The sequence below is a fragment of the Streptomyces sp. NPDC057939 genome (assembly GCF_042887545.1).
In the GTDB taxonomy this organism is placed as follows: domain Bacteria; phylum Actinomycetota; class Actinomycetes; order Streptomycetales; family Streptomycetaceae; genus Streptomyces.
The window spans coordinates 17,737-43,342 of record NZ_JBHVPG010000030.1 but is presented as its reverse complement, the minus strand read 5'-3'; the positions used below and the strand labels follow the sequence as shown (position 1 = coordinate 43,342).

Annotated in this window: 20 protein-coding genes and 2 pseudogenes; 9 read left to right on the top strand and 13 right to left on the bottom strand. The window is 74.3% G+C overall.

Going from position 1 to position 25,606, the window contains the following annotated elements; genetic code table 11:
• Positions 1-94 precede the first annotated feature (94 nt).
• The 3 genes and pseudogenes from ACFVS6_RS27635 to ACFVS6_RS27625 all read right to left on the bottom strand — a co-directional run.
• Positions 95-1,303 (bottom strand): annotated as a pseudogene (locus tag ACFVS6_RS27635) (amidase); the annotation flags it as partial.
• 118 nt (positions 1,304-1,421) lie between these two features.
• Positions 1,422-2,090 (bottom strand): annotated as a pseudogene (locus ACFVS6_RS27630) (formylglycine-generating enzyme family protein); the annotation flags it as partial.
• Between the two features lie 42 nt (positions 2,091-2,132).
• Positions 2,133-3,392 carry an aminotransferase class I/II-fold pyridoxal phosphate-dependent enzyme gene (locus ACFVS6_RS27625; RefSeq protein ID WP_389707916.1) on the bottom strand — a complete coding sequence of 420 codons (1,260 nt, stop codon included), beginning with the start codon at positions 3,390-3,392 and terminating at the stop codon, positions 2,133-2,135.
• 263 nt (positions 3,393-3,655) lie between these two features.
• Here ACFVS6_RS27625 and ACFVS6_RS27620 point away from each other — a divergent pair, with 263 nt between their 5' ends.
• A complete protein-coding gene (locus ACFVS6_RS27620; RefSeq protein WP_389707914.1) occupies positions 3,656-4,522 on the top strand; it encodes a methyltransferase domain-containing protein in 867 nt (288 codons plus the stop codon).
• A 13-nt stretch (positions 4,523-4,535) separates the two neighbouring features.
• On the opposite strand, the gene ACFVS6_RS27615 is transcribed toward ACFVS6_RS27620, so the two are convergent.
• Entirely contained in the window at positions 4,536-5,909 is a 1,374-nt protein-coding gene (locus tag ACFVS6_RS27615) for an MFS transporter (protein ID WP_389707912.1), read from the bottom strand.
• Between the two features lie 122 nt (positions 5,910-6,031).
• Here ACFVS6_RS27615 and ACFVS6_RS27610 point away from each other — a divergent pair, with 122 nt between their 5' ends.
• Positions 6,032-6,958 (top strand): LysR family transcriptional regulator, encoded by a 927-nt coding sequence (locus ACFVS6_RS27610; RefSeq protein WP_389707911.1) that lies wholly within the window; start codon positions 6,032-6,034, stop codon positions 6,956-6,958.
• Here the strand turns inward: ACFVS6_RS27610 and ACFVS6_RS27605 are convergent.
• The 3 genes from ACFVS6_RS27605 to ACFVS6_RS27595 form a co-directional block, all read right to left on the bottom strand.
• A complete protein-coding gene (locus tag ACFVS6_RS27605) occupies positions 6,947-8,941 on the bottom strand; it encodes a DUF5107 domain-containing protein (protein WP_389707909.1) in 1,995 nt (664 codons plus the stop codon). The two genes, ACFVS6_RS27610 and ACFVS6_RS27605, sit on opposite strands and share 12 nt — an antisense overlap.
• Positions 8,942-9,005: 64 nt before the next feature.
• The gene (locus ACFVS6_RS27600) at positions 9,006-9,905 is read right to left on the bottom strand and encodes an arginase family protein (RefSeq protein WP_389707907.1); all 900 of its coding nucleotides are present in this window, start codon (positions 9,903-9,905) and stop codon (positions 9,006-9,008) included.
• Entirely contained in the window at positions 9,902-10,504 is a 603-nt protein-coding gene (locus ACFVS6_RS27595; RefSeq protein ID WP_389707905.1) for a GNAT family N-acetyltransferase, read from the bottom strand. Before ACFVS6_RS27595 ends, ACFVS6_RS27600 begins: the two co-directional genes overlap by 4 nt.
• A 37-nt stretch (positions 10,505-10,541) precedes the next feature.
• Here ACFVS6_RS27595 and ACFVS6_RS27590 point away from each other — a divergent pair, with 37 nt between their 5' ends.
• A complete protein-coding gene (locus ACFVS6_RS27590; RefSeq protein ID WP_389707984.1) occupies positions 10,542-11,270 on the top strand; it encodes a hypothetical protein in 729 nt (242 codons plus the stop codon).
• 217 nt (positions 11,271-11,487) lie between these two features.
• Here ACFVS6_RS27590 and ACFVS6_RS27585 read toward each other — a convergent pair whose 3' ends face one another.
• The 5 genes from ACFVS6_RS27585 to ACFVS6_RS27565 form a co-directional block, all read right to left on the bottom strand.
• Complete coding sequence (locus tag ACFVS6_RS27585; protein WP_389707903.1) at positions 11,488-11,727, bottom strand: DUF1049 domain-containing protein; 240 nt, start codon at positions 11,725-11,727, stop codon at positions 11,488-11,490.
• A gap of 33 nt (positions 11,728-11,760) precedes the next feature.
• Positions 11,761-13,785, bottom strand: a complete 2,025-nt coding sequence (locus tag ACFVS6_RS27580) for a prolyl oligopeptidase family serine peptidase (protein ID WP_389707901.1) — start codon at positions 13,783-13,785, stop codon at positions 11,761-11,763.
• Between the two features lie 13 nt (positions 13,786-13,798).
• Positions 13,799-15,142 carry a M20/M25/M40 family metallo-hydrolase gene (locus ACFVS6_RS27575; protein ID WP_389707982.1) on the bottom strand — a complete coding sequence of 448 codons (1,344 nt, stop codon included), beginning with the start codon at positions 15,140-15,142 and terminating at the stop codon, positions 13,799-13,801.
• A gap of 1 nt (position 15,143) precedes the next feature.
• Positions 15,144-15,977, bottom strand: a complete 834-nt coding sequence (locus ACFVS6_RS27570; protein ID WP_389707899.1) for a M55 family metallopeptidase — start codon at positions 15,975-15,977, stop codon at positions 15,144-15,146.
• Positions 15,978-16,201: 224 nt separating this feature from the next.
• Positions 16,202-16,645 carry an SRPBCC family protein gene (locus tag ACFVS6_RS27565; RefSeq protein WP_389707897.1) on the bottom strand — a complete coding sequence of 148 codons (444 nt, stop codon included), beginning with the start codon at positions 16,643-16,645 and terminating at the stop codon, positions 16,202-16,204.
• A 174-nt stretch (positions 16,646-16,819) separates the two neighbouring features.
• Between ACFVS6_RS27565 and ACFVS6_RS27560 the strand changes: the two genes are divergently transcribed.
• The 3 genes from ACFVS6_RS27560 to ACFVS6_RS27550 all read left to right on the top strand — a co-directional run bounded on the left by ACFVS6_RS27560 (position 16,820) and on the right by ACFVS6_RS27550 (position 20,040).
• A complete protein-coding gene (locus ACFVS6_RS27560) occupies positions 16,820-17,887 on the top strand; it encodes an Rv2578c family radical SAM protein (RefSeq protein WP_389707895.1) in 1,068 nt (355 codons plus the stop codon).
• Between the two features lie 112 nt (positions 17,888-17,999).
• Positions 18,000-19,595, top strand: coding sequence for an alpha/beta hydrolase (locus tag ACFVS6_RS27555; protein WP_389707893.1), 1,596 nt, complete (start codon positions 18,000-18,002; stop codon positions 19,593-19,595).
• Between the two features lie 25 nt (positions 19,596-19,620).
• Complete coding sequence (locus tag ACFVS6_RS27550) at positions 19,621-20,040, top strand: RidA family protein (protein ID WP_389707891.1); 420 nt, start codon at positions 19,621-19,623, stop codon at positions 20,038-20,040.
• A gap of 69 nt (positions 20,041-20,109) precedes the next feature.
• On the opposite strand, the gene ACFVS6_RS27545 is transcribed toward ACFVS6_RS27550, so the two are convergent.
• The gene (locus tag ACFVS6_RS27545; RefSeq protein WP_281206383.1) at positions 20,110-20,679 is read right to left on the bottom strand and encodes a HEAT repeat domain-containing protein; all 570 of its coding nucleotides are present in this window, start codon (positions 20,677-20,679) and stop codon (positions 20,110-20,112) included.
• 381 nt (positions 20,680-21,060) lie between these two features.
• Between ACFVS6_RS27545 and ACFVS6_RS27540 the strand changes: the two genes are divergently transcribed.
• The 3 genes from ACFVS6_RS27540 (at position 21,061) to ccrA (ending at position 25,595) form a co-directional block, all read left to right on the top strand.
• The gene (locus tag ACFVS6_RS27540) at positions 21,061-22,863 is read left to right on the top strand and encodes a 3-hydroxyacyl-CoA dehydrogenase family protein (protein WP_389707889.1); all 1,803 of its coding nucleotides are present in this window, start codon (positions 21,061-21,063) and stop codon (positions 22,861-22,863) included.
• Between the two features lie 163 nt (positions 22,864-23,026).
• Complete coding sequence (locus ACFVS6_RS27535) at positions 23,027-23,839, top strand: TetR family transcriptional regulator (protein ID WP_389707887.1); 813 nt, start codon at positions 23,027-23,029, stop codon at positions 23,837-23,839.
• Positions 23,840-24,257: 418 nt separating this feature from the next.
• Positions 24,258-25,595 (top strand): crotonyl-CoA carboxylase/reductase, encoded by a 1,338-nt coding sequence (gene ccrA / locus ACFVS6_RS27530; RefSeq protein ID WP_389707885.1) that lies wholly within the window; start codon positions 24,258-24,260, stop codon positions 25,593-25,595.
• The last annotated feature ends 11 nt before the right edge of the window (positions 25,596-25,606 follow it).

The following is a 25,606-nucleotide window of genomic DNA, read 5'->3' as shown; positions in this document are numbered from 1 at the left end:
AGCGGGAGCCCGTCGGAGCCGAAGCCGGCCGGGACTGAAGCCGCGGGTGACCGGTGACGTTCCACAGGGCGGTGTAGGCGATCATCGGGAGCGAGCGGAGCATCGCACCGACCGGCCCCACCCCGTCGAGGGCTCCGACGCGCCGGGGCCGGGCGGCCAGGGTCGGCGTGAGCAGCAGATCGGCCCCGGCGAAGCAGCGCCCGGCCCGCGCCGCCAGCCGTTCGCCCGCGCGGACGGCCCGCTCCACCACGGCCCCGGACACCGGCCGGGCGAGGCGCAGGGTGCCGCGGGTGCGCCGCTCCAGGAGCTCCGGCCGTTCCACGGCCGCCGCCTCTGCGCGCACGCCCCCGAAGAACTGCGCCACGAAGGCCGCCGTGCTGTCGGGGTACCGGGGGTCCACCTCCCGTACGTCGTGCCCGAGTTCCCGCAGGATCCGTACGGTGTCGTGGAGGGCGGCGACGTGCTCGGGGTGCGGGCGCACTCCGAGCACCGCGGGGGTCGCCGAGTAGCCGATCCGCAGCCTGCCGGGTTCCGTGGACGCCGCGTGGACGAAGCTCGTCCGGGCGGGACGCGCCGTCCAGCGGTCCCCTTCGGCCCGGCCGCTGAGCACGTCGTACAGCAGGGCGCTGTCCAGCACCGTGCGGGTCAACGGTCCGATCGTGCCGAGGGCGTACCAGAGGTGGGGGTGCGGGGCGGTGGGAACGCGACCGCGTTGCGGTTTGAGGCCGAACAGGCCGCAGCAGGCGGCCGGGATCCGGATGGAACCGCCGCCGTCCCCGCCGAGCGCGGCGCCGGCAAGGCCCGCGGCGACGGCGGCGGCGCTGCCCCCGCTGGATCCGCCGGTGGTGTGCGTGGGGTTCCAGGGGTTGCGGGCGTAGCCGTGCGCGGCCGACTCGGTGAACGGCCACTGGCCGAACTCGGGCATCGTGGTCTTCCCGATGACCACCGCTCCGGCGGCCCGCAGCCGCCGGACGGCCTCGGCGTCGTGCGCGGCCGGCGTCAGGTTGGCCGCGCCGCCGAAGGTGGTCACCTCCCCGGCGACGTCCAGCTCGTCCTTGATCGCGACGGGTACCCCGAACAGCGGCCCGACCGCACCGGGCCCGCCCGCCGCGAGCGCGGCGTCGCGGGCGTCCGCCTCGGCCGGGGCGCGTTCCGTGAGCAGCACGCGGAAGGCGCCGAGGTGGTCCATCCGCTCGGCCCGGCGCAGCGTCGCCTCCACCAACCGGCGCGCCGACACCTTTCCGGTGCGCACGAGTTCGGCCTGTCGGGCGGCGCCCAGGAACACCAGCTCACGGTCGTCCATCGACGTCCTCCCCGTTCCGTCCGTCGTGCACGTCGTGCACGTTCCGCACATCCGTTGCGTCCCGCTCCGCGTCCAGCACGTCATGCACGTCCCGCCCGGTCGTGCTCGTGGCGCCGGGCAGGGAGCGTGCCACGCGGAATCCGACGTCCTCGACCCGGAAGCTCGGGTGGCTGCGGCGGCGCGCGGAGGCCCGGCAGCTCCAGTGCTCGTCGAACCAGCCGCCCCCGCGCAGCACCCGGTAACTCCCGTACACCTCGGCGTCGTAGACGTCCCAGCACCAGTTCCAGACGTTGCCTAGCATGTCGTACAGGCCCCACGCGTTGGGGAGCCTGCCGCCCACCTCGTGGATGCGCTCCAGCGAGTTGCCGCGGTACCAGGCGATCTCGTCGAGGGGTCCGTAGTGCGGTCCGGTGGTGCCGGCCCGGCAGGCGTGCTCCCACTCGGCCTCGGTGGGCAGCCGGTACCCGTCGGCGGATTCCTCACGGTCGACGCCCTGACCGTCGGGGTGGAAGCGGTAGACGGGCGTGAGGCCCTCGCCCGCCGACAGTTCGTTGCAGAACCGGACGGCGTCCCACCAGGACACGCTCTCGACGGGCAGCCGGTCACCCGGGGCGGCGGCGCTGGGGCGCAGGCCGGTGACCTCCGCGTACCGGGCCTGGGTGACGGGGAGGGCCGCGATCCGGTACGGCGCGAGGTCCACGGCCCAGCTGCGCATCGTCCGCCGGTCCGACAGGGTGACCCGTCCCGACGGCACGGCGATCATCCCCGGTTCCGCGCTCGCGTCCATGAACAGGGGATCCTACGACACGAGTTCGAGCACGGGCGGGAGTCAGTCGGCCAGCCCGGAGAGGACCGAGTCGAGCAGGTCGAGCGCCCCTCGGACGTGCGGCAGCGCCAGGGGGTCCGGGGACTCCAGGGCGGCCAGTCGCTGTCGCGGTCCGCCGCCCAGCAGCGGCCCGGTCGACAGCCGTACGCGCAACGCTCCCAGGTCGTCCGCGAAGCGTTGGCCGCCGGGCGTCGCCGCGCCCAACCGGGCGCCGAGCCAGTCCTCGAGTTCCATGGCGTCGCCCACGCCGTGCCGGGCCAGCCCGGCGCGCAGCGGCGTCAGGTCGGCGTACAGGTGTCGACCGGCCTCGGGGGGCCGTGCGAAGGCCCCGGCGGCCAGCAGCACCCGGTGCGCGGCGGCGGCGACCGTGCCGTGCAGGGCGGCGGCCTCGCGGGCCCGCTCGGTGACCGGGTCGGGCTCGTCCAGCGCGTGCGTGGCGGCCCCCGCGACGGGACCGGCGACCAGGGCACCGGTGGCGGTGAGGATGTCCAGGGTCCGGGCGCGCAGCCAGGTGCCGCGCGGGGTTCCGGGGAGGCGGAGCACGGCGGCGGGCCAGCCGCCGGGCAGCAGTGCGCCGGAGAGGTCGACCAGGACGGCGACCTGGTCGGGGAGCATTTCGGCGGGGCTCAGCACCAGGGTGTCGCGGGGCCGGTGGACGGTGTCGCGCCAGCTCTCGTCGCTGACGACGAACAGGCCCTCGGACTCCGCCGCCTCGCAGGCCTCGCGGAGCAGCTCGGGAGGGGGCACGGTCCCCGTCGGGTCGTCGGCGACGGACAGCAGCAGCACGCGCGGGTCGCCGCCCTCGGCCCGGACCCTGCGTACGGTTTCCAGCAGCGCGTAGGGGTCCGGTACGCCTCCGCATTCGGCGGGGGTCGGCACGTGGTAGGCCCGCCGTCCCAGCAGTCGGACCTGTGGGGTCCACCAGGCGGGACAGGGACGGGGCAGCATGACGTCGCCCCCGTACGCGCCGAGCAGGGCCAACAGCAGGGCGGGGGCGCCGGGCCCCGCGGCCACGTTCTCCGGGGCGGTGGCGAGCCCGCGCCGGGCCCAGTGCCGACAGGCGGCCTCGCGCAGCGGCTCCCCGCCGCCCGGCGACTCGGGGGCGGCCCGATCCGCCGCCCCGGCCAGGGCGGCGGTGAGTTCCGGGAGGGCGGGCAGGCCGGGTTCCGGGGCGGGGGGTCCGTACCGGACGGGCCCGCGCCCGACGGACACCGGACCCCAGCCCCGGGCGGTGCCCGGGCCGTGCGTCGTCCCTTCGGCCATCCCCGCCACCGTGCCCGCCTTCCGCCACCACCGCCACGGCCGCCGACCGGCCGCATCACTGCCCTTTATACGGTCATTCGGCCCAGTGTGCCCGCCGGCCCGCCCACCGAACCGCCGAGCCGGACCTACGAGCACTCCCCCAAGACGCCTCCGCCTCACCCCTTCTCGCACAAGGATCGTGTCCACATGTCAAAACACAGGTCTCAGATGTCGGTCGAATCCCCTACCGTGATCACGACGCTTCGACGAGGAGGGGTTCCGCCATGAACGACGCCACGCACGCCACGCACGCCACCCACGAGAACGACGCCCGCACGGCCCGCGAGACGGCCGTCTACACGCACGGCCACCACGAGTCCGTGCTGCGCTCCCACCGCTGGCGCACCGCCGCCAACTCGGCCGCCTACCTGACCGGGGAACTGCGCCCGGGCATGCGGGTGCTGGACGTGGGCTGCGGGCCCGGCACCATCACGGCGGACCTGGCGGAACTGGTCGCCCCCGGCGGCCGGGTGACGGCCGTGGACGCGGCGGCGGACGTGGTCGAGCAGGCCCGCGCCCACGCCGCCGAACGCGGCCTGGCCGGGTCCATCGACTTCGGCACGGCCGACGTCCATGCCCTGGACTTCCCCGACGACACCTTCGACGTGGTCCACGCCCACCAGGTCCTGCAACACGTCGGCGACCCGGTACGGGCCCTGCGCGAGATGCGCCGCGTCTGCCGGCCGGGCGGCATCGTGGCCGTGCGCGACGCCGACTACGCGGCGATGACCTGGTACCCGGCGACCCCGGGCCTGGAGGAGTGGCTGGACCTGTACCGGCGGGTGGCCCGGGCGAACGGCGGCGAGCCCGACGCCGGCCGCCGGCTGCTGTCGTGGGCCCGCGCGGCGGGCTTCACGGAGATCTCCGCGTCGGCGACGGCCTGGTGCTACGCCACCGCCGAGGAGGTCGCCTGGTGGTCCTCCCTGTGGGCGGACCGCACGACGGCCTCCGCCTACGCGGCCATCGCGACGGACGGCGGCCACGGCACCCCCGCCGACCTGGACGCCGCCGCCCACGCCTGGCACGCGTGGGGCACCGCCCCCGACGCCTGGTTCTCCGTCCTGAACGGCGAACTGATCTGCCGCGCCTAGGGCATGAGCCGCCCTACGGCCGGCGCCACCAGGACAGGGTGAGGAGCGAGCCGGCGAGCACGAGGACGGCGACGACGCGCAGGCCGAAGGACATCGCCTCGGAGAAGTCCTGCGAGCCGTGGGAGGAGAGGGCGGTGCCGAGGACGGCGACGCCCAGCGCGCTGCCGATCTCACGCGTCGCGCCGTTCAGGCCCGAGCCGAGACCGGCCCGGTCCTGGGGCAGGGACGTCGTGACGGCGGAGGACAGGACGGGTACGCACAGGCCCATGCCGAGGGAGAGGACCACGAGGAAGAGGGCGTAGACGGGATAGGGGGTGGAGGCCGTGGCGAAGGAGATCAGGATGAGGCCCGTGACGATCCCGGCGAGGCCGACGGCGACGACGGCGTCACCGAACCGCTCGGCCAGGGCGATGCTGCGGCGGGAGGCGACCATCATGCCGACGGCGAGGGGGACGATCGCGCAGCCCGTGAGCAGCGGCGAGTACCCCTTGGCGTACTGGAGGTACTGGGCGTTGACGTAGAACAGCGAGAACAGTCCGAAGAAGGCGACGCCGACGCCGAGGGAACCGGCCCGCAGCCCGCGGTCGCGGAACAGGCGCGGGTCGATCAGCGGGTGGGCCGTGCGCAGCGAGCGGGCCACGAACAGCGCCAGCAGGACGGCCGACGCGGCGAGCGCGCCGAGCACCCGTACGGAGGTCCAGCCGGCCGAGGGGCCCTCGATGATGCCGTCGAGCAGGGTCGCGGCGGCCGCGACGAGGAGGACCGAGCCGATCGCGTCGAGTGCCGCGGGGCGCCGTTCGCCGCGCGGGGCGAAGCGGGCCGCCAGCAGGCCCAGGACGGTTGCGGCCGGTGCGACGGCGAGGAACAGGGCCTGCCAGGGCAGGTATTGCAGGACGAGACCGCCGCCGACGTTCCCGACGACGCCGGCGATGCCGGTCGCGGCCGTCCACACGGCGACGGCCTGGGGACGTCCGGCGGGTTCGGTCACCTCCAGCATCAGCGACAGGGTGGCCGGCATCACGAGGGCCGCTCCCACGCCGGTGACGGCCCGTCCGGCGATGAGTACGGCCACGCCGGGGGCCGCGGCGGACAGCAGGGCGCCGGCGGCCACCAAGGCCAGCCCTGCCAGCAGGGCGCCCTTGCGGCCGTGGCGGTCGCCGATCGCGCCGGCGGGTATCAGCAGGCAGCCGAACACCAGGACGTAGGTGTCGACGATCCACAGGAGTTGGCCGGCGGACGGTTCGAGGGGGCTCGCCGCCAGCTTGGGGATCGCGAGGTTGACCGCCGCCACGAGGGACACCACGAGCACGGAACACGCGGCCATCACGATGTACACGGCTCGGCGGCCGGCGGGCCGTGGTGTGCGGCGCTCTGCAACCAGGTTCATTTCAGGGGTCTTTCGTCCGAGGGAGGGTGACGGGGCCGGCCGTGCTCCCACGGTAGGCTCGCATCGGACTTGCCTTCAAATGCAACCTTGCGAAGAGATAAGTGCACCGCATGCACCTGGATATGAATCTGCTGATCGCCCTGGACGCCCTGCTGGAAGAGGGCAGTGTCGGCGGCGCCGCCGACCGCCTCAACCTGTCGTCGCCCGCGATGAGCCGGACCCTCGCCCGCATCCGGCGGGCCCTCGGCGATCCGGTGCTGGTCCGGTCGGGGCGGGTCATGGTGCCCACGCCGCGCGCGCTGGCCCTCCGGGCGGAGGTCCACGAGCTGGTCTCCCGGGCCCGGGCCGTCTTCACCCCAGCCGGGGAGATCGATCCGGCACGGCTGGAACGGGTCTTCACCGTCCAGGCGGACGAGTCGCTGGTCGTCCGCCTCGGGGCGCCGCTGCTGACCCGGATCCGGGCCGAGGCGCCCGGCGTCTCGCTCCGGTTCCTGGGCGAGGGCCCGCAGGACGTCCAGTACCTCCGCGAGGGCCTCGCGGACCTGGAACTCGGCAACGTCACCGATCCCAGCCCGGAGACCCGGATCGAACCGCTCCTGGAGGACCGCTTCGTGGGCGTGGTCCGGGCCGGCCACCCCCTTTTGGACGGCGACGTCACCGTCGACCGGTTCGCCTCCGCCGACCACCTCAACTACTCGCGCCGCGGCCGGTTCGGCGGACCGATCGACACGGCCCTGGCCGATCGGGGCCTGGCGCGCCGGGTGGTGGCCGTGTACCCGACGTTCGCCTCGGCCCTGCTGGCCCTGCTCGACACCGACCTCGTCGGCATCCTCGGGGACCGCGTCCACTCGGCGACGGCCCGCCGGTTCGGGTTGGCCACGTTCCCCGTGCCGCTCGACCTGCCGTCCCTGGAACTGTCCCTCGCCTGGCACCCCCGGTACGCGGCCGACCCCGCCCACGCCTGGCTGCGCGGCCTGGTGCGCGGGGTCGTCCGGGACGAGCTCGGGCGGGCCGGGCCGTCGGGCCGGGACCCGTCGTCAGGGGGCTGATCGGCCCGAGCCGCCGGGCGGGCGCATGCGGAAGTCGTACGCGGGCGGCAGCGGGGCGTCCGTGAGGCCGGCCCAGAGCTCGGACAGGGCCTCCTCGCCCTCGCGTAGGTCGGCGAGTTCGAAGCCGTCGTCGAAGAGCCGGCGCGCCGCGCCGACGTGGCCCTCCGCCGCGAGCAGCCGGGCGGCGAGCAGCCGGAACCGGCCCTGCTCGCGCAACGCCGGGCGGAGCCCGTCCCACACCTCGCGGGCGGCTGCCGGCCGACCGGCGGCCAGCAGCGCGGTCATCGCCTCCCGGCCCAGGGCGGATTCGGCGGCGGTCCAGGCATCGCCGCCCCGGCTCTCCGCGACCAGGTCCGCGAAGGCCTCGGCGTACCGGTCGGCGGCCCGCAGCGGATCCCCGGCGAGGGCGTCGGCGACCGCGAGGCAGCGCAGCAGGGGCCAGCGGGAGGGCGCCAGGACCAGGCCGCGTTCCCAACTCCGCACGGCCTGGGCGACGTCACCGGCGTGCCACTGGGCGACGCCCAGGTGGTACTCGGTGAGCGGGTCGGCGGGGGCCGTCTCCAGCATGTCCCGCCAGTGCCCGGCGACGAGGGCCTCGCCGGGCGGGCCGGCCCTGCGCGGCGCGGGCAGGGCCCCTGCGCGCCACAGCCTCAGCCAGGGTTCCTGGGCGGCACCGAGGGTGGATTCCTCGAAGGGGGTGCCGGGCAGGGAGTGGCCCGCGCACAGCACCTCCAGCGCGCCCCACCCGGAGCCGGTGGCGATCCGCTCCCCCGGTTCGGTGTCGGCGCGGGCCCGCCAGGCCTTGTGGGCGGCGTCGAGGGTCGCGGCGGGCATGACGGCGTCCAGGGCCTCGGCGGCCGCGCCGCGGGCGGCCGCCCAGTCGGCTCCGTGCACCCGGGCGGGGTCGGCTCGCAGCGGCCCGTAGACCTCCAGCCAGCTGAACTCGGCGCCGGCTTCGAGGCGTACGTGTTCCAACTGGGTTCGGGCCAGGCCGGCTTGGATCTCGGCGTAGCCGCCGGTCCCGGGCCGGGTCAGCCACTCCTGCCAGCGCCGGCCGCCCGCCCCGGCTCCCCACACGAACAGCTTGCGGCCGCGCAGTCGGGCGGTGGAGGCCTGCGCCAGCCCGTACCCGTCGGCGTCGAGGGAGGCGATCCAGGGACGGTCCGCTTCGGCGTCGCGGACCTCGAAGAAGAAGTCGGTGGGGTATTCGCTGCGCAGCGGGTACGTGCGGTCCTCGCCGGCCCAGGCGGGTACGGGTACGCGGCTCAGGGAGCGTTCGTGGCCGAAGTGCCAGGCCTCGTCCGCGGGGGCGAGGACCCGGCTGCCCGGATCCTCGGGGACTGCCGTGTTGGACCACCAGTACACGGGTGCGGGGTGTTCGTGCGGGTTGCGGACGCGGACGCCGACGTGGAGGAACTCCGAGTCGGCGGGGAGCCACAGGTCCACCTGGAACGGCAGGTCGCGCAGCCGTTCCCATTCCCACATCCGCAGCATCACGCCCCCGTCGGGTGCGGGGACGGGGGCCGCGTGCAGCGGGGCGCAGGACAGGGTGGTGTGTCCGGTGGCGCCGATGTTCCATTCGATGCCGCCGGAGAACCAGGCTCCGTTGAGGGCGAGGTTCGCGGGCTGGAACACCGGGTTGCGGTAGAGCAGTTCGCGGCCGGTCGGCAGGTGGACGAGGGAGTGGATCCGGCCGCCGAGTCCGGGCAGCACGGTGACGAGGAGCAGGCCGTTCTCGATGACGACCGATTCGAACTCGCGCTCCGCGCGCTCGCGTCCGTACCCGTCCCGGACCGGGACGGGCAGGAGCGAGCGCAGCGGTTCGTACCCGATCTGGCGGGCCATGTCGCGCGGCAGCCCGTCGCGCGCGCGTTCGTCCAGTACGTGCACCCCGTCGGGTGCGCGCAGGGCGGGGAGGGGATTGTCGGGACCCAACGGGGCTGCGGGAAGGGTCAGCAGGGCACGTCGGACGGTTGTGGCCATGGGGAAATGGAACACGCCGGCGCGGCCGGTGCACAGGGGTTCCGCCGATCACCACCGGTCAGGATTACGCAAAGGCGTCCGATACGAGATCGGCGAGCAGCGCTCCCGCACGCCCGTCCGGATCCAGGTCCGGGTCGTAGACGGTGACGTTGAGCCCGACGCAGCGCGGCGAACGGGCCAGTACGTCGAGCAGTCCGGCGAGTTCGTCGGGCAGCAGCCCGCCCGGTTCGGGGCTGTCCACGGCGGGCATGACGGACGGGTCCAGCACGTCGGCGTCCAGGTGGATCCAGAAACCGTCCGTGCGCGGCGGGTGCAGCCCCTCCAACGCGGCCCGGGCCACGGCCGCGGCGCCCCGCTCCCGGATGTCGCCGACGGTGGCGGCGGCGATCCCGGCGGCGCGCAGTTCGGGCAGGTCCGGGTCGCCGTCGCGGAGTCCGAAGAGGCGTACGTCCTCGTCGCGCAGGTAGGGGCCGAGGTCTTCCAGGCCGGTCAGGTCGGCCTGGCCGCGGCCGGTGGCCAGGGCGAGTTCCTCGCCGGCGGCGGCGCCGACGGGCCCGTTGACGGCCTCGTTGCCGGGGTGGCGGAAGTCGGCGGACCCGTCGATCGCGGCCAGCCCGTAGTGGCCGATGCGGCGCATGGCGAGAGCGGCGCCGAGTTGGATGGAGCAGTCGCCGCCGAGTACGACGGGGAACTCGCCGGCCCGCAGGTGCTTCTCGATGCGGTCGGCGAGGACGGTGGTGTACCCGGCGATGGGTTCCGCGTGGAAGACGCCGTCGCCCTCCCGCCAGTCGCCCCGGTCGTAGCGGGGCGGGACGACGACCCCGCCCTCGCGTGCGCCGAGCCGGTGCAGCAGTCCCTGCTCCCGCAGGGCACCGGCCAGTTTGTGGACCCCGGGGACCGTGCCGGGCGCGGGCGGCCGCAGGCCGAGGTTGGAGGGTGCGTCGATGAGTACGAGGCTTCTCATGACTCCATCCTGGGCGACTCGGGCTCCGCGGTCCCGGTTTTCGGCCGGCGGGGTCCGCCGGCCGTGAAGGCCCAGCGTTCGTGGTCGCGCCAGGCGCCGTCGACGTGCAGGAAGTCCGGGGAGAAGCCTTCGAGGCGGAAGCCACGGCTCCTGACCAGGGCGATGGAGGCGGCGTTGGCCGGCTGGATGTTGGCCTCCAGGCGGTGCAGGCCGAGGCCGCCCCGGTCCTGGGGTGCGAAGGCGTGTTCGACGACGAGGTCGAGGGCCTCGCCCATCAGGCCGCGGCCGGCGGCGTGGGCGAAGGCGCCGTAGCCCAGGGCGCCGCACCGGAAGGCGCCCAGGACGATGTTGTTGACGTTGACGAAACCGGCGATGGCCCCGGTGGCGAGTTCGCAGACCAGGAACCCGGCGCGGGCCTCGTCGCCCGCGAGGCGGGTCGCGTAGGGCTCGTACTCCGCGACGGTGACGGGCGGGAACAGCCAGGGCCGGTGCAGGTGCAGGCTCTCGTGCGCGCGGGCGGTGAACTCGGGGCCGTCGGACTGTCGGTAGGGCCGCAGGCCGACCGCCGGGCCGGTGGCGACGTAGTGTGAATATTCCATCGCCCCAGGCTAGGGGCCGTGGCACCATCCCCCGGTGATGATCGCTGAGGACGTTTCCGCCCTGCTGCTCGCCGCGGCCCGCAACAACGCCGACTGGTGCGACGCCGTCAGCCGCGCCCACGGAGTGCCGACGGTCTTCGCGCCGGCCGCCTGGAGCGGTGCCGCGCGCACCCCCGCGCTGTATCCGGACGCGGTGTCCCTGACTCCGGGGGCCACCGCGGCCGAGGTGCTGGGCGGCGTCGACACGGCCTCGCCGGGGTGCAGCGTGAAGGACAGCTTCGCCGCGCTGGACCTGGGCCCGGCGGGCTTCGAGGTGCTCTTCGAGGCCCGGTGGATCCACCGTCCGGCGGGGCCCGCGGCCGCCGGCGGGGGCGACGGGGGCGACGGGGGCCCGGTGTGGTCGCGGGTCCGCGACGCCGGGGAGCTGGCCGACTGGGAGGCGGCGTGGGACGAAGGGGAGCCGTCCGGGCTGTTCCGACCGGAGCTGATCTCCCCGGAGGTCGTCTTCCTGGCGGGCCGCGCCGGTGGCCGGATCGTGGCCGGGGCCGTTCTCAGCCTCGGGGGCGGGGTCGTCGGCGTGTCCAACCTGTTCGCCCCGGACCCGGCCGGCTCGGACTCCGCGTGGGCGGCCGCCGTCGGCGCCGCCCACGAGCTGTGGCCGGGGCTGCATGTCGTGGGCTACGAGCACGGGGAGGACCTCGACGCGGCCGTCCGCGCCGGGTTCGCCCCGATCGGACCGCTCCGCGTCTGGCTCCACACGACCTGAGCGGCCGGCCGTCGCGGACCGCGGCGGCCTCGTCGGCGCCCGACACGGCACGACCCCCGCGACCGGGCCCGCACCCGCCACGGAACGGCCCGCGCGGCCTCGTCGGCACCCGACACGGCACCACCCGCGCGACCGGGCCCGCGCCCGACGCGGATCGGCCCGTGCGGCCTCGTCGGCCGCCTTCGCGCGCCGGCCGCCCGGGGCGGCACGACCCGCGCTACCTGGGGCGGCGGCGCCGGGCCAGGTACGCGCCGCAGAGCGCGCCGAGCAGTGCCGTGCTGAGCAGGGCCACCCAGAGCGGCATCGTGACGATGGGGACCAGCAGCCGGATCTCCGTCGACCGGGTGTTCTCGAAGATGAAGACGAGGGTGAGGACCGCGAGGGCGAGGATGCCCACGCGGGCCGGGGTGAACGTGCCGCGGCCCTGGGAGCCGCTCTTCGGGGCTTGGTGGGTCATGGGCCCATGATCCGCCCGCGGGGCGTCCGGGGGTCAGCTGTGCAGGGCCAGACGGGGGACGTCGTCCCGGTCGATCCCGAAGACCTGTGCGTACAGCGACAGTTCCGCCTCCAGTGCCGTGACGATCGTCTCCGCGCGCCGGAACCCGTGGCCCTCGCCCTCGAAGGTGAGGTAGGCGTGCGGTACCGCGCGGCCCCGCAGCGCGGTGAGCAGCCGCTCGGCCTGGGCGGGCGGGCAGACCGGGTCGTCCAGCCCCTGGAGCAGCAGGAAGGGGGCGGTGATCCGGTCGGCGCGGGCCACCGGGGACCGCTCGCGGCTGCGCAGGGCCAGGGTCTGCGGCGGTCCGGCCAGCCCGTCGGTGTAGTGGGATTCGAGGTCGTGGGTCTCGGCGGCGAAGGCCCGCAGGTCCAGTACCGGGTAGATGATCGCGGCACAGGCGTAGAGGTCGGTGGCCGCCAGGGAGGCGGCCGCCGTCCAGCCGCCGGCGCTGCCGCCGCGGACGGCGAGCCGGGCGGGGTCGGCGGTGCCCTCGGCGGCCAGCGCCCGGGCGACGGCCGCGCAGTCCTCGACGTCGACCACCCCCCACTGTTCGCGCAGCCGCTCCCGGTAGGCGCGTCCGTATCCGGTGGAGCCCCCGTAGTTCACCTCGACGACGCCGATGCCGCGCGAGGTGAAGTAGGCGATGTGCAGGTCCAGGGCGGGCGGGACGTGGTCGGTGGGGCCGCCGTGCGCCCACACCACGTACGGGGGCCGTTCGTCGGCCGGGGCCCGCACGGCGGGGTGGTGCGGCGGGTAGACGTGCGCGTGGATCTCCCGCCCGCCGGGGCCGGGGAAGGTCCTGGTCTGCGGTTCCGGGTAGTGGGCGGGGTCCACGGGGTCGGCGGCGTGGGCGCCGACGGCCCGGGCGTGGCCCGTGGTGGTGTCCAGTTCGACGACCTCGTAGGCGCTGCGCGGGCTCGCCGCGACGCCGTAGACGCGGGTACCGCTGACGGCCAGGGTCGGCTGCCAGGCGGTCCAGGGTCCCGCGGCGTCGACGAGGTCCCCGCTGTCGGGGTCGAGGACGCCGAGGACCGAGGAGCCGCGGCCGTGCAGGACGGCGAGGAGCCCGCCGCCGGAGCCCTCGGCGCGGGACCCGGAGAGCGGGGCCAGCCAGCTCAGCCCCGGCTTCCACAGGGGGCCGCCGAACTCCTCCTCGCGGGGGCACAGGTTGACCGCCCCGCCGCCCCCGGTGTCCACCCGGTACGGGTTCCACCAGCCGCTGCGATCGCTCACCGCGAGCAGGCTGCCGTCGGCGGCCCACGCCACCTGGGCGACGGCCTCGTCCGGGCCGCCCAGGACGGTGCGGGGGGTGTCGAGCGTGCCGTCCGGGGTCACGTCGGCGACCTGGAGTTCGGTGCCGTCCCAGGGCATCCGGGGGTGGTCCCAGACCAGCCAGGCGGCGCGCCGCCCGTCGGGGGACAGCCGGGGCCCGGTCCGGAAGCGGTGCCGGTCGTCGGTGAGTTCCCGTACGGCGGTCCGGTCGTCGGCGGCCGAGCCGTCGAGCGGTACGGCAGCGGTCACCCGGCGCACGTCACCCGGTCCGGGGCCGGTGAACTCCTCCAGCGCGCACCACACCTCGGCGCCGCGCAGCACGGGGTCGGCCCACCGCAGGCCGCCCCACCCCGCCGGTCGGGGGCACAGGGGCGTCAGCGGGCGCGGTGCGGGGCTGCCGGGCGCGTCGGGTTCGTACGCGTACATCCGCTGGTCGGCGTGGTGGACGAACACCACGAGCGGTCCCCCGGCCGGCCGTTCGGCGCCCGCCCAGGGCATGGCGCCGTACTCGGTGAACCGGCTGCGCACGTTCCAGGGGGCGGGCAGCACGGACCGGGCGGCCCGTCCGTCGGCGGGGCGGCGCACCAGGGCGCGCCGGCCGCCCTCCTTCGGGCGGGGCTCGGTCCACCACACCTCGGCGCCGACGGTGCCCAGGTACTCGGGGCGACCGTCGTGGGAGGCGGCGAGCACGGCGTCGATCGGGGAGGGCCAGCTGCCGTACGGCAGGTACGGGCCTGGGGCCGCCATCACCGGGCTCCCTTCACAGCGCGCGCAGGGCGCGGTCGAGGACGCGGACGCCGAAGTGGAGTGCGTCGACGGGGACCCGTTCGTCCACGCCGTGGAAGAGGGACCAGTAGTCGAAGCCGGGCGGGAGTCTGAGCGGGGAGTAGCCGTAGCCCTTGATGCCGAGCCGGGAGAACTGTTTGGCGTCGGTGCCGCCCGCCATGCAGAAGGGGACGACGTTTCCGTCGGGGTCGAAGTGCTCGACGCTCTCGCGCAGCACGGCGAAGGTGCGGCCGTCCACGGGGGCTTCGAGCGCGACCTCCCGGTGGTGGAACTCCCAGTGCACGTCGGGGCCGGTGAGTTCCTGGAGGGTCGCCATGAACTCGGCCTCGCCGCCGGGCAGGATGCGCCCGTCGACGTAGGCGGTGGCGTGGCCGGGGATGACGTTCAGTTTGTAACCGGCGCTGAGCATCGTCGGGTTGGCGCTGTTGCGGACGGTGGCCTCGACGAGCGCGCCGACCGGTCCGAGCTTGGGCAGGAACGCGTCGACGTCGAAGCCCGGGGCGCGCGGGGTGACCGACAGGCCCTGCAGGGCGGCGAGTTCGGTGATGCAGGCGGTGACGGTGTCGGTGAGGCGGACCGGCCACTGGTGTGCGCCGATCCGGGCGACGGCCGCGGCGAGCCGGGTGACGGCGTTGGCCCGGTTCGGCTTGGAGCCGTGCCCGGTGGTGCCGTGTGCGGTGAGTTTCAGCCAGGCGGTGCCGCGTTCGCCGGCCGCGATCGGGTAGAGGGTGCGGCCCGGTCCGGCGTGCACGGTGAAGGCGCCGGACTCGCCGAGTCCCTCCGTGCAGCCCTCGAAGAGGTGGGGGTGGTGGTCGGCCAGGAAGCCGGACCCGTCGACGGCGCTGTCCTCCTCGTCGGCGGTGTAGGCGATCACGATGTCCCGGCGGGGCCGAACGCCCCGGCGCGCCCAGGCCCGTACGAGGGCCAGCACCATCGCGTCCATGTTCTTCATGTCCACGGCGCCGCGGCCCCAGACCACCCCGTCCCGGACCTCGCCGGAGAAGGGGTTCACGCTCCAGTCGGCGGCCTCGGCCGGGACGACGTCGAGGTGGCCGTGGACGAGGAGGGCCTCGGCCGTGGGGTCGGTGCCCTCGATGCGGGCCACCACGTTGGTGCGGCCAGGGGTGCGCTCCAGCAGGACGGGATCCAGTCCGGCGCCGGCCAGGCGTTCGGCCACGTACTCGGCGGCGGGCCGCTCGCGGCAGTCGCCGCCGCCGCGGTTGCTCGTGTCGATCCGGATCAGCGCGGAGGTGAACTCGACCACCTCGTCGAACGCCGTCCGGTCCAGTGCTGCGTCGTCCTCGGCCACCGGGTGCATGTCAGCCATACTGCTCCTCCACGGCCGCCGAGACGACCGTCGTGACCGCCTTGAAGGTGCGGATCCCCTCGTACATGGTCCCGCTGGTGTACTCGACCCGACGCTCGCCGGAACGTTCGACGCCGGGGACGACGGCGGCGGCCAGCGACAGGTGTTCGGCGTCGAACTCCACCTCGACGGTGAACGGGCCGCCGCGCACCGGCTCGTGGCGAACGGCGAGCGCCGCGGCCTCGGTGGCGGCGGCCCGGATGTCGGCCGCGGTGCGGGCCGGGGTGCGGCACACGGCCGCGTAGCGCGACACGTGGTCCTTGACGGCGACGGTGATCGCGTCCGGGGCGTAGCCGGCGGCGTCGACGCAGGTCAGGTCGTCGCCGGTGACGAGGATGACGGGGACTCCGTACTCGGCGACGACGTGTGCGTTGAGGGTGCCCTCGCTGGCGGGCAGGCCGTTCAGCCAGACGCCGGTGATGGAGTTGGCGAGGTAGGTGTGGGCGAGGACTCCCTCGGCCCCCGCGCCGGTGTGGTAGGCGAGGAACGCGATGCCGTCGACGTCGCCGCGCTGGACGCCCTCGACCATGGAGAGGTTCTTGTGGCGGCCGGTCAGCAGTTCGACGCGGGCGTCGAGCCTCTCCAGCAGCAGGTTGCGCATCGTCGAGTGGGCCTCGTTGATGAGGACCTGGTCGGCGCCGCCGTCGTAGAAGCCGAGTACGGCGGCGTTCACGTCGGAGGTCAGCAGGCCGCGGCAGCGTTCCCACTGGGACGCGCCGGGCAGGACGTCCTCGGGCCAGGTGACGCCCGTGGCGCCCTCCATGTCGGCGGAGATGAGGATCTTCATCGGGCCCCCGGTGGGTCGGGTCGCGGGAGGCCCACCCTAGGCCCTGGCCGGGCGATCCGCGGGGAGCGGCCCGCCCCGGACGGCGCGGCGCACCGCGGGTCGCGCGGGGCGGGGCGCCGGGGCGTCCGGCGGCGCGGGGCCGGGGCGGGGTTCCGGCGACGGGGGGCCGCCGGAACTCCACCCGAACCGGTGAGCCCCGGGGGGCGCCGTGCGAGCGGCGCCGCTCAGCTCTCCACTTCCCGGGCCAGGTTGTCGAGGAGGGTGTCGTAGATGCGGCCGAGGCCCTTGGGGGCGAAGGTGCGCTCGAAGAAGCCGCCGATGCCGCCGGCGCCGTTCCAGACGGTGCTGGCCACGACCTTGGACTTGCCCTCGCCGGCCGGGGTCACGGTCCAGGTGGTGACCATGGAGGAGTTGCGGTCCTTCTCCACGAGCTGGCCGTTCGTGGGCTCGGTGACCTCCAGCAGGCAGTCGCGCACGCGCTTGCTGGTGGCCTGGAGCTTCCAGTGGACGAGGGTGCCCTCGCCGTCGCCGCCCTCGCGGACCTCGTACTCGCTGAAGTGCTCGGGGAGCAGCTTGCCGCGGGAGCCGCTGTAGTCAGCCAGCGTGTCGAACACGGTCTCCGCGTCGGCCGCGATGATCCGCTCCGTGGTGGCCTCGACCTGCGCCATACCTGTTCCTCCAGCAGTTGTGATCGCTCGTCACGGCGAAGCCAACCACCTCGGGCCCGGGCGCCCAAATCCGGTCCGCCCCGGCACCGGCCCCCTCGGGCCGCAGGTGCCGGTCCGCACGATCATGGGAACGTTTGTTCTATTCTCGGGGTCGAGCCACCGAGGGAGGCGCCGATGCGCTGGGACAGCCTGACCGATGACGCCGACGGAGCCGGGGACGTGCGCGCCGGCGGCCCCGCAGCGCTGTTCGGGGCGGGCGCCGTCGTGACCCGCACGATCGACACCCCGGAGTTCCGGGGGATCACCTTCCACGAGGTCCGGGCACGGTCCCTCGTCAACAAGGTCCCGGGCGCCTCGCGCATGCCGTTCGAATGGACGGTCAACCCGTACCGCGGTTGCAGTCACGCGTGCGTGTACTGCTTCGCCCGCCGCACCCACGCCTACCTCGATCTCGACACGGGCCTCGGGTTCGACTCGCAGATCGTCGTCAAGACGAACGCCCCGGAGCTGCTGCGCCGCGAGCTCGCCGCGCCCCGGTGGACGGGCGCGCACATCGCGATGGGCACCAACGTGGACTGCTACCAACGCGCGGAGGGCCGCTACCGGCTGATGCCGGGCATCATCGAGGCGCTGCGGGACCGCGCCAATCCCTTCTCCATCCTGACCAAGGGCACGCTGATCCTGCGCGACCTCCCCCTGCTCCGGGAGGCGGCCGAGGTCACCGACGTGGGCATCTCCGTCTCCGTCGGCTTCACCGACACCTCCCTGTGGCGGACCGTGGAGCCCGGGACGCCCTCCCCCGCCGCCCGGCTGGACGCCGTACGGACCCTGACCGACGCGGGCATCGAGTGCGGGGTGCTGATGGCCCCGGTGATCCCCTTCCTCGGCGACTCCCCGGAGCAGCTGCGGGACACCGTCCGGGCCGTCGCGGAGTCCGGGGCCACGTCCGTGACACCCCTGGTACTCCATCTGCGGCCCGGGGCGCGCGAGTGGTTCACGGCCTGGCTGGGCGAGCACCACCCCCACCTGGTCGAACGGTACGAACGGATGTACGCGGGCGGTTCGTACGCGCCGACCTGGTACCAGCGGCAGATCACCCGTCAAGTCCACCGGCTGGCGGCCGAATTCGGCATCGGTCCGGGCGGCCGCGGGGCGTCCCGCCGGGCGGGGGCGGTCCCGCCGCCGCCCGCGGGAGCGGCAGGGGCGGCCGCGGCCGGGCCGACGCAGCTGACCCTGTTGTGACCCGCGACGGCCCTCGAAGGGTCATCACATCGGGCCAATGCGACGCCCAATCCCGCTTTCCGGGCACGGTTTCCGGGACGATTCCGCCCAGAACCCTCGGCTGGGAGGCCCCATGCTCCACCCCACGAAGAAGCGCGCCGCCGCGAAGAGGCGCGCCGCCGTCCTGCTGTCGATCTCCGCCGTCGCCGCCGTGCTGACGAGTCCCGTGACGGCCGCCCCCGCGGACCCGGCGGCCCCGGCCGCCTCCGCGCCCGGGCAGGCGGCGCTGCGCTGGACCGGCTGCGCGACCCCCCGCCACCCGACGCTCCAGTGCGCCTCCCTCCCCGTCCCCCTCGACCACGACCGGCCCGCCGGGCGGCAGATCTCGCTGGCCCTGACCCGGGTGCCGCACACCGCCGCCACCTCCCAGGGCCCGCTGCTGGTCAACCCCGGCGGCCCGGGCGGCAGCGGCCGCGCCCTGGCCGGGTTCGTCGCCGCCACGCTGCCCAAGGACGTGGCAGCCCAGTACGACGTGATCGGCTTCGACCCCCGGGGCGTCGGCCGGAGCGAGCCGTCCCTGGACTGCGCCGCGGGGCACTTCAACCCCGTCCGCCCGGACTCCGTGCCGCTCGACGCGGCGACCGAGCGGGCCAACCTGGAGCGGGTGCGCGCCTTCGCCGATTCCTGCCGGACCAAGCACGCGGACGTCCTCCCGCACGTCGGCACCGTCTCCGCCGCCCGCGACCTGGAGGTCCTGCGCACGGCCCTCGGGGCGCAGCGCCTCAGCTACTTCGGCTACTCGTACGGGACCTACCTGGGCGCGGTGTACGCCCGCCTCCACCCGGACCGGGTGCACCGCCTCGTCCTGGACTCCGTGGTCGACCCGGCCGGGGTCTGGTACGAGGACAACCTCTCCCAGGACCTGGCCTTCGACGCCCGCCACAAGGCGTTCCTGGCGTGGGTGGCCAAGTACGACGCGACGTACGGGCTGGGCACCGACCCGGCGCGGGTCGAGAAGCTCTGGTACGGGATGCGGGACGCGCTGCGCGCCGCCCCGGCGGGCGGCAAGGTGGGCCCGGCCGAGCTGGAGGACACGTACATGCCGGGCGGCTACTACAACGGCTACTGGCCGAACCTGGCCGAGGCCTTCGCCGCGTACGTCCTGAAGCAGGACCAGAAGCCGCTCGTGGCGGCGTACGAGCGGTTCGGCGCGGTCGAGCCCTCGGCGGGCAACGGGTACAGCGTGTACACGGCGGTCCAGTGCCGGGACTCGGCCTGGCCGACCGACTGGAACGCGTGGCGCGCCGACATGTGGCGCACGCACGCCAAGGCGCCCTTCATGACCTGGAACAACGCCTGGTACAACGCGCCCTGCGCGTTCTGGCCGACGGAGTCCCTGCGGGCGCCGGACGTGACGAACTCCGAACTCCCGCCCGCGCTGCTGTTCCAGGCGACGGAGGACGCGGCGACGCCCTTCGGCGGCGCGGTGAGCATGCGGGACAAGCTGAAGGGTTCGGCGCTGGTGGTCGAGGAGGGCGGCGGCAACCACGGCATCGCCCTCAGCGGCAACAAGTGCCTGGACGAGAAGCTCGCCGCGTACCTGCGGACGGGAGCGGCCGCCGACGCGACCTGCCCGGCGCAGCCCGCCCCGACCCCGGCTGCGACCAAGGCCCTCCCGCCCTCGTCGGGCGGCGCCGCCCTGCACGGCCTGCTGGGGTTCCGCCACTGACCCCGGCCGGGGCAGGATCGTTCCCATGATCACGACACCGCACCCGGCCGGCGGGCTCACCCGCGTCACCGCTCCCGAGGGCGTCGCGCCCGGCACGGGATACAGCCACGTCGTCTGGGGGACCGGCCGTTTCGTGGCGGTCTCCGGACAGTGCGCCTTCGACGAGGAGGGGGATGTGGTCGGCGAGGGCGACGCCGCCGCCCAGGCCCGGCAGGTCTTCGAGAACCTGCGCCGGTGCCTGGCGGCGGCGGGCGCGGGCTTCGAACACGTGGTGAAGCTGACCTACTTCGTCACGGACGTCGCCCACCTGCCCGCCGTGCGCGCGGTCCGGGACGAGGTGATCGCCCCGGACCTCCTCCCGGCGTCCTCGGCGGTCCAGGTCGCGGCCCTCGTCCGACCGGAACTCCTGCTTGAGGTGGAGGCGTTCGCGGTCCTGCCCGCCTGACCCGTCCCCAGGACCTGCCGGGACCCGGGGACCGCGTCTCCGGGACCGGGCGGATACGCGTCCGGGCGGCTACGCGTCCGGGTGACCGCCCAGCAACCGGCCCAGGGCGTCCGTCGCCGCGACCGCGAGGCGCGGGTGGGACTGCGCCCGCACGAGCACGTCGCGGGCCCGGGCGTCGGCCAGGGCCCCCAGCCCCTCCACGCAGGCGAGCGCCACCCGCCAGTACGGGTCGTGCGGCGCGAGCAGTCGCGACAGGGTGGCGATCAGGGCGGGGGCCGACTCGGGGGCGCGCAGCGCTGCCAGCAGCCGCACCGGGTGCAGGGCGTAGGCGGTGCGCAGGGAGTTGGTGGCCAGGGCCGCCGCCGCGCGTGCGGTGCGCGGGTCCCCCAGGACGGCCAGGGCCCGGGCGGCGGCCTCGCAGCGCGGCGGATCCCGGTGGTTCAGGAGCAGCACCAGCGGCTCGAAGGCGCGCCGGTCCCCGGCCAGGCCGAGGCGGTAGGCGGCCAGTTCGCGGGCCCACAGGGGCCGGCCGGCCGAGGTCAGGGAGTCCGCGAGTGCGTCGGGGTCCGCCGCGAGCAGCGCCTCGTACTCCGGGGACCCGGTCGACTCCGCCCGCAGGCGCTCCAGCACGTCGTTCACCCGACCACCCTAGGGGTGCCGGCTCCGCGGTACGGGGTGTTCCGCGGACCTCGTTGATCGATGATCGATGATCGGTACATTTGGGCGTTCCAGGTCACATCTCCGCACTCTGGCGGACCAGTTACCGGCGGGTTAGAGTCACTGACACACGTACGAGGACGGCCTGGTGACGCAGCCGCCCCGTACCAGTCGGTTCGCCCGCCTCACCACACGGCAGGACCCCGGGACAGGGTCGTGCCGCTTCTCCGCCCGCCGCGCCCCTCCCTCAGGGCGCTGTCCGCCGGGCCCGCTCCGCACGGTTTCCTCCGTACGGCTTCCGCGCGCGCCGTGCACCGCGCGCCGCCACCCTCAGTCGTCACCCTCTTCCACTGGAGTCCCGCGATGGACCGTCCGTCCACGTCCAGTCAGTCCACCCTCCGCACCGTCGCCGTCGTCGGCCTCGGCACCATGGGCACCGGCATCGCCGAGATCCTGGCCCGGGCCGGCCGCGAGGTCATCGGCATCGACGTCAGCGAGGCCGCGGCCCGGCGCGCCACCGCCGCCCTCGCCTCCGCCACGGCCCGTTCCGTCACCCGGGAACTGATCACCGAGCAGGAGCGGGAGGGCGTCCTCGCCCGGTTCCGCACCTTCACCGACCTGGCCGCGGCCGCCGAGGCCGACCTCGTCATCGAGGTCGTCCCGGAGGACTACGAGCTCAAGCACCGGCTGTTCTGCGAGCTCGACGCGATCGTGCGGCCCGACACGATCCTGGCCACCGGCACCAACGCCCTCTCGGTGACCCGGCTCGCCGCCGAGTCGCTGCGCCCCGAACGCGTGCTGGGCCTGCACTTCTTCAACCCGGCGCCCGCGATGAAGCTCGTCGAGATCGTCTCCTGCGTGCTCACCGCGCCGCCGGCCGTCGAGGCGGTCACCGAGCTGGCCCGCGAGCTCGGCAAGGAGCCCGTGTCGGTCGGCGACCGACCCGGATTCGTCGCCGACGGCCTGCTGTTCGGCTACCTCAACCAGGCCGCCGCCATGTTCGAGGCCAAGTACGCCTCCCGCGAGGACATCGACGCCGCGATGCGGCTCGGTTGCGGCCTGCCGATGGGGCCGCTGGCCCTGCTCGACCTGGTCGGCGTGGACACGGCCCGTACCGTCCTGGAGGCGATGTACGCCTCCTCCGGTGACCGGCTGCACGCCCCGGCCCCGATCCTGGGCCACCTCGCCGAGGCCGGCCTGACCGGACAGAAGTCCGGGCGCGGCTTCTACACGTACGAGGCTCCGGGCAGTTCGGTGATCGTCCGCGACCTGCAGACCCCGCCGGACGGTTCGCTGCTCGGCGCTGGTCGCCCGGTCTCCTCGGTCGGCGTGGCCGGTTCGGGGACGATGGCGAGCGGTATCGCCCAGGTCTTCGCGCAGGCCGGCTACGACGTGGTGCTGGCGGCCCGCAGCCAGGAGAAGGCGGAGGCCGCCAAGGCCGCGATCGGGAAGTCCCTGGGCCGTGCGGTGTCCAAGGGCCGACTGACCGAGGAGGCCGCCGGGCTGACCCTGGCGCGGATCACGCCGGCCGGTTCGCTGGAGGCGTTCGCCGAGGTGGACCTGGCCGTCGAGGCCGTCGCCGAGGACCTCGCGGTCAAGCAGGAGCTGTTCGCCGGGCTGGACAAGGTCTGCAAGCCGGGCGCGGTGCTGGCCACCACCACCTCCTCGCTCCCGGTGATCGCCGTGGCCCGTGCGACGTCGCGGCCCCAGGACGTGATCGGGATGCACTTCTTCAACCCGGCTCCCGCGATGAAGCTGGTCGAGGTCGTGCGGACCGTCCTGACGGCCGACGACGTGCACGCCACCGTCCGCGAGGTCTGCGTCAAGGTGCGCAAGCACCCGGTGGACTGCGGCGACCGGGCCGGCTTCATCGTGAACGCGCTGCTGTTCCCGTACCTGAACAACGCCATCAAGATGGTCGAGCAGCACTATGCGGGCATCGACGAGATCGACGCCGCGATGAAGCTGGGCGGCGGCTACCCGATGGGGCCCTTCGAGCTCCTCGACGTGGTCGGCCTGGACGTGTCGCTCGCCATCGAGAAGGTGCTCCACCAGGAGTTCCGCGACCCCGGTCTGGCCCCGTCCCCGCTGCTGGAACACCTGGTGGCGGCGGGCTGCCTTGGGCGCAAGACCGGCCGCGGATTCCGTGAGTACGCCCGCCGGTAACCGGCCGGGCCCCGAGCAGGATGCGTGGGGAGGGTTGCTCGGGTCCGCCGGACCCTCACGGCGGACGAACCCTCCCGAGCCCAGTGCGGGCCCTCCCCCGCATCCATCCCCCCTCCACCCCCCACAGGCGCGCTCCCCTGCGCGAATGAAGTACTTTCGCTCTATGTCCCAGCCCGCCAAGACCTCACCCCGCGCCTCCTCCGCCCCGGACGTCCCGGAGAGCGCGGCCGGCACCCGAGCGGCCGCCCAGCGGCTCAAGATGCGCCGGGAGCTGGCCACGGCGGCCATGGAGCTGTTCGCGACCAAGGGGTACGAGGCCACGACGGTCGACGAGATCGCCGCGACCGCCGGGGTGGCCCGCCGGACGTTCTTCCGGCACTTCCGGTCCAAGGAAGAGGCGATCTTCCCGGACCACGACGACACCCTGACCCGCGCCGAGGCCGTGCTGGACGTGGCGCCGGCGCACGAGCACCCGCTCGACACGGTGTGCCGGGGGATCAAGGAAGTCATGAAGATGTACGCCGCCGCCCCGTCGGTGTCGGTGGAGCGCTACCGGCTGACCCGCGAGGTGCCGGCGCTGCGCGAGCGGGAGATCGCCTCGGTGGCCCGCTACGAGCGGCTGTTCACCCGGTACCTGCTGGCGCACTTCGACGAGACCGACCACCACGACGGCAACGACGACCCGCTGCTGGCGGAGGTGGCCGCCTCGGCGGTGGTGACCGCCCACAACCACGTGCTGCGGCGCTGGCTGCGGGCCGGCGGGCAGGGCGACGTGGAGGCGCAGCTGGACCACGCCTTCTCGATCGTGCGCAAGACGTTCGGGTCCGGGATCGGCGCGGGCCGCACGGCGGGCGCCCCGGCGCCGGCGCCGGCGGCGGTGCGCACCGAGGGCGAGGTGCTGGTCGCGGTGGCCCGCACGGACGCTCCGCTGGACGAGGTCATGCGGACCATCGAAGAGGCACTCAGGAACAAGTAGGCGGACTTCCCGGCCATCGGCCGGGTGGTTCCGGTCACAGCGGCCGCTCCCGGTTTCGGGGGCGGCCGTTGTCGTATGTCCACCTTGCCCCTACTCGCGGGTAACTCTGATCGATCATCGCTCATCTGCGCAGGTCAATCGGCAAATGAGAGAAAGTTTTGGCACGCGGTGCCTTGTCGAGTGACACGGGGTGCCATACGTTGAATCTCGTCCGGATGTCCCCGCGGCCCACGCCCACTCGGCACGGAACGCGCCCCGGATGCCTGCGTCACCAGGCCACCGGGCCCGCCTCACCACAGGCGGGCCGGCACCACAGCTCCGCCGGACCGACGGCACCCGCACCACCCACACCACACGCACCCCGCGCACCCGCGTATCCCTCAGCGCACCCTCACCAGCGCTCGCCGGAGGCAATACCGTGAAGGACATCCTGGACGCGATTCAGTCGCAGTCCGCCACCGCCGCAGACTTCGCGGCGCTGCCGCTGCCCGACTCGTACCGCGCGATCACCGTGCACAAGGACGAAGCGGAAATGTTCGCGGGGCTCACGACCCGCGAGAAGGACCCCCGCAAGTCCCTCCACCTCGACCACGTCCCGCTGCCCGAGCTGGGCCCGGGCGAGGCCCTGGTGGCCGTCATGGCCTCGTCGGTCAACTACAACTCCGTGTGGACCTCGATCTTCGAGCCGGTCTCCACGTTCAGCTTCCTGGAGCGCTACGGCAAGCTCAGCGACCTGAGCAAGCGCCACGACCTGCCGTACCACGTCATCGGCTCCGACCTCGCGGGCGTCGTGCTGCGCACCGGCCCCGGCGTCAACGCCTGGCAGCCCGGTGACGAGGTCGTCGCGCACTGCCTCTCGGTCGAGCTGGAGTCCTCCGACGGCCACAACGACACGATGCTCGACCCCGAGCAGCGCATCTGGGGCTTCGAGACGAACTTCGGCGGCCTGGCGGAGATCGCCCTGGTCAAGTCGAACCAGCTGATGCCCAAGCCGGACCACCTCAGCTGGGAGGAGGCCGCCTCCCCCGGCCTGGTCAACTCCACCGCCTACCGCCAGCTGGTCTCCCGCAACGGCGCCGGCATGAAGCAGGGCGACAACGTCCTGATCTGGGGCGCCAGCGGCGGCCTCGGCAGCTACGCCACCCAGTTCGCGCTGGCCGGCGGCGCCAACCCGATCTGCGTGGTCTCCAGCCCCGAGAAGGCCGACATCTGTCGGGCCATGGGCGCGACCGCGGTCATCGACCGCAACGCCGAGGGCTACAAGTTCTGGAAGGACGAGCACACCCAGGACCCGAAGGAGTGGAAGCGCTTCGGCAAGCGCATCCGCGAGCTGACCGGCGGCGAGGACATCGACATCGTCTTCGAGCACCCCGGCCGCGAGACCTTCGGCGCCTCGGTCTACGTCACCCGCAAGGGCGGCACCATCACCACCTGCGCCTCCACCTCGGGCTACATGCACGAGTACGACAACCGCTACCTGTGGATGTCCCTCAAGCGGATCATCGGCTCGCACTTCGCGAACTACCGCGAGGCCTGGGAGGCCAACCGCCTCATCGCCAAGGGCAAGATCCACCCCACGCTGTCGAAGGTCTACTCCCTGGAGGAGACCGGGCAGGCCGCCTACGACGTCCACCGCAACCTCCACCAGGGCAAGGTCGGCGTCCTCGCGCTGGCCCCCGAGGAGGGCCTGGGCGTCCGCGACCACGAGCTGCGCGCCCAGCACATCGACGCCATCAACCGGTTCCGGAACATCTGAAGTCCGCAGAG

What these genes read in the sequence shown, in the direction of transcription:
- ACFVS6_RS27625 (WP_389707916.1), bottom strand. Translation starts at nt 3,392, where the DNA reads ATGGCCGAAGGGACGACGCACGGCCCGGGCACCGCCCGGGGCTGGGGT.
- ACFVS6_RS27620 (WP_389707914.1), top strand. Translation starts at nt 3,656, where the DNA reads ATGAACGACGCCACGCACGCCACGCACGCCACCCACGAGAACGACGCC.
- ACFVS6_RS27615 (WP_389707912.1), bottom strand. Translation starts at nt 5,909, where the DNA reads ATGAACCTGGTTGCAGAGCGCCGCACACCACGGCCCGCCGGCCGCCGA.
- ACFVS6_RS27610 (WP_389707911.1), top strand. Translation starts at nt 6,032, where the DNA reads ATGAATCTGCTGATCGCCCTGGACGCCCTGCTGGAAGAGGGCAGTGTC.
- ACFVS6_RS27605 (WP_389707909.1), bottom strand. Translation starts at nt 8,941, where the DNA reads ATGGCCACAACCGTCCGACGTGCCCTGCTGACCCTTCCCGCAGCCCCG.
- ACFVS6_RS27600 (WP_389707907.1), bottom strand. Translation starts at nt 9,905, where the DNA reads ATGAGAAGCCTCGTACTCATCGACGCACCCTCCAACCTCGGCCTGCGG.
- ACFVS6_RS27595 (WP_389707905.1), bottom strand. Translation starts at nt 10,504, where the DNA reads ATGGAATATTCACACTACGTCGCCACCGGCCCGGCGGTCGGCCTGCGG.
- ACFVS6_RS27590 (WP_389707984.1), top strand. Translation starts at nt 10,542, where the DNA reads ATGATCGCTGAGGACGTTTCCGCCCTGCTGCTCGCCGCGGCCCGCAAC.
- ACFVS6_RS27585 (WP_389707903.1), bottom strand. Translation starts at nt 11,727, where the DNA reads ATGACCCACCAAGCCCCGAAGAGCGGCTCCCAGGGCCGCGGCACGTTC.
- ACFVS6_RS27580 (WP_389707901.1), bottom strand. Translation starts at nt 13,785, where the DNA reads ATGGCGGCCCCAGGCCCGTACCTGCCGTACGGCAGCTGGCCCTCCCCG.
- ACFVS6_RS27575 (WP_389707982.1), bottom strand. Translation starts at nt 15,142, where the DNA reads ATGCACCCGGTGGCCGAGGACGACGCAGCACTGGACCGGACGGCGTTC.
- ACFVS6_RS27570 (WP_389707899.1), bottom strand. Translation starts at nt 15,977, where the DNA reads ATGAAGATCCTCATCTCCGCCGACATGGAGGGCGCCACGGGCGTCACC.
- ACFVS6_RS27565 (WP_389707897.1), bottom strand. Translation starts at nt 16,645, where the DNA reads ATGGCGCAGGTCGAGGCCACCACGGAGCGGATCATCGCGGCCGACGCG.
- ACFVS6_RS27560 (WP_389707895.1), top strand. Translation starts at nt 16,820, where the DNA reads ATGCGCTGGGACAGCCTGACCGATGACGCCGACGGAGCCGGGGACGTG.
- ACFVS6_RS27555 (WP_389707893.1), top strand. Translation starts at nt 18,000, where the DNA reads ATGCTCCACCCCACGAAGAAGCGCGCCGCCGCGAAGAGGCGCGCCGCC.
- ACFVS6_RS27550 (WP_389707891.1), top strand. Translation starts at nt 19,621, where the DNA reads ATGATCACGACACCGCACCCGGCCGGCGGGCTCACCCGCGTCACCGCT.
- ACFVS6_RS27540 (WP_389707889.1), top strand. Translation starts at nt 21,061, where the DNA reads ATGGACCGTCCGTCCACGTCCAGTCAGTCCACCCTCCGCACCGTCGCC.
- ACFVS6_RS27535 (WP_389707887.1), top strand. Translation starts at nt 23,027, where the DNA reads ATGTCCCAGCCCGCCAAGACCTCACCCCGCGCCTCCTCCGCCCCGGAC.